Origin of the sequence: Bifidobacterium sp. MSTE12, assembly GCF_000513015.1 — a bacterium.
Classification (GTDB): Bacteria; Actinomycetota; Actinomycetes; order Actinomycetales; family Bifidobacteriaceae; genus Bifidobacterium; species Bifidobacterium dentium.
In genome coordinates this window covers 1-2,223 of sequence record NZ_AZYA01000001.1, presented here as the reverse complement: position 1 = coordinate 2,223, position 2,223 = coordinate 1, and the positions used below count along the sequence as shown (strand labels likewise).

The window sequence follows — 2,223 nt, the reverse complement described above, 5'->3', positions numbered from 1 at the left end:
TCTCCTTCTTTGAGGTTCGGGGGGCTTGTTCCCTCCCGATGACTTAACTATACATCGCGCGCGACGCATAGTGCAACCTGGAATGAATGTGATCTACAAAACAATAGCACTCAGATAAGGACGTGCGAGTCCATACGTGCCGCCAAGGCCGCGTCGCGCTCGCGGGTCGCATGCTGGTACCGCAGCGCGACGTCGACGTCGCTGTGCCCGCCACGGTGAAGCAGCTCGGCGAGCGTGGCGCCCTGCTGCGCGAAGATCGTGAGGCCAGTGTGCCGCAGATCATGGAATTTGAACCAGGGGATGCCCGCGTCCTGGCGTGCACGCTCCCAGGCCCCGCGCAGGCTATTAGGGTGCAGCGGCAGGCGCGGCGATCGCTCGGAGGCTAGAAGCCAGGACGTGCCCGAAGGCTCAACATAGGACTCAAGGTGAGAGCGCAGCGCCGGAATCAGCGACGCGGGGATGACTATCTCGCGGACGCCGGCGGCGCTCTTCGGCGGCAGCTCGACCGGCCCCTCCCCCGCTAGATACTGGACCTGTCGCTCGATACGGAGAGTCGCGGGCGTGGAGTCGAGGTCGAGGTCGCGGCGTTGCAGGCCGGTCAGCTCACCGAGCCGCGTCTGGCACCACGCGGCGAGTAGGACGGCGATGCGCAGGCGTGCGGGCATGGCGTCTGCGGCGGCTCGGACCTCCTCGGGTGTAGCGACCTGGCGCTCGCGCTCGCGGACGGGCCGATGCTTCTGTCCCTCGGGCACCTTGCACGGGCTCGCCTCAATGAGGCCACTCTTCACCGCGGCGTTCATACAGGTCGACAGCGTCATATAGAGAGGCCGCACGACGCCCGGACCTTTGGCCTGCCAGACACTCTGATACCAGGTATCGACGTCGTCGACGCTGATCGCCCCGAGGGGCTTCGCGCCGAAGGTGGGGACGAGATGCCGCATCCGATAGGTGTGCGTCTGGATCGTCTGAGGGGTCCGGCCTAGTCGCTCGAGCGACGCGAGCCACCTCTCCGACCACGCCGCGAAGGTCATCGCCGCACGCTCAGCGGCGAGTTCCTGCGCGCGCTCGCGCTCGCGGCTCTCCTTTGGGCTGGTCCAGGTGCCCTCGCTGATCTCTGCCTCGACGTGTGCGAGGAAGGCGCTCGCGTCGGCCTTGCGGACGAACGACCGCCCGGCGGTGTACTTGCCGCCGTCCGGCCCTGTGTATCGGACCTCGAAGCGCCCGCTTCGAGCCTTCCTGATCGAGCCGAAGGCTCTGCGTCCGCTCATGTCTGTCTCCTCGTCGGGGAAGTGGCGCAGAATCTTTTTCCACACACTGCGCCACGCCTGCGCCACTGCCAATGATATATCCTGCTGCATCCTGATATATAGATGAGCGCATGGGTAGACGGCGAAAATCGCATGAGGGCAACGAAAACCCCGGAATCTCAATGAGACTCCGGGGTGTTTGTGGAGATGGGGGGAATCGAAACGAAGGCCCCTAACCGCAACGGAAAGTACGCGCGCAGCTTCGCGTGCGCCACTACAGCGCCACAAGAATTAGCGGAATATGCGGCCCCAGCCGCCGGGCTTCGGGGCGGGCTGCTGAGGCGCACCGGGCCAGCGGATAGGCGCGGGCGGAGCTGCGTGTGCGGGCTGAGCCTGCGCGGCCTTCACGGCGGCGCGCGTGTGCGCGACAAATCGCATGAGGCCGTCAACAGTCTTGCGCTCGAAGTGGAGAGTCAACAGGGCGTTGCGCGTCTCGATCATGAGCCACTTGTCGCCACCGCTCTTTTTCTTTGCGGCGAACGCGAGGATCCCGAGCGCGACGAGGCGCGTCGCGGTGACGCGAGCCTGCATGGCCTCGCCGTCCTCGACCTCAACGCTGACGACATCAGTCAGCGGGATCCGCTGGATTGGCTCACCGCGCCGCTTCGAGTCATACAGGAGCTCAGTGTCAGTGCAGATGATCTCCGCAGGATCGGATGAGTAGAGGCGGAAAGCGCCTTTAGGGCGGTGCATAGCTCCTCCTTTGAGTGCGACCTACCTATGTGGGCAGTCTACAGCTCGTGCGAGGACGTGGAGACTATTCCGGAGAGGCTTCGTCCAAGAGGCGCTGCTCAGCCTCGGCAGCTACATCAGCGCCGCTAACACCGAGCGCCTCGCACATCGCACCGAAGTCGCTCATCGTGCAAACCGTGTCACCCGCGAAGATCTTGTAGCAGCGCGCGCGAGTGATGCCGGC

At 64.9% G+C, this 2,223-nt stretch carries 2 protein-coding genes; both read right to left on the bottom strand.

From position 1 onward, the window contains the following. Positions 1-110: 110 nt before the first annotated feature. The gene (locus tag HMPREF1494_RS00015) at positions 111-1,334 is read right to left on the bottom strand and encodes a site-specific integrase (RefSeq protein ID WP_034465216.1); all 1,224 of its coding nucleotides are present in this window, start codon (positions 1,332-1,334) and stop codon (positions 111-113) included. Positions 1,335-1,538: 204 nt separating this feature from the next. Next, entirely contained in the window at positions 1,539-2,000 is a 462-nt protein-coding gene (locus tag HMPREF1494_RS10930; RefSeq protein ID WP_051404685.1) for a hypothetical protein, read from the bottom strand. Between the last annotated feature and the right edge of the window lie 223 nt (positions 2,001-2,223).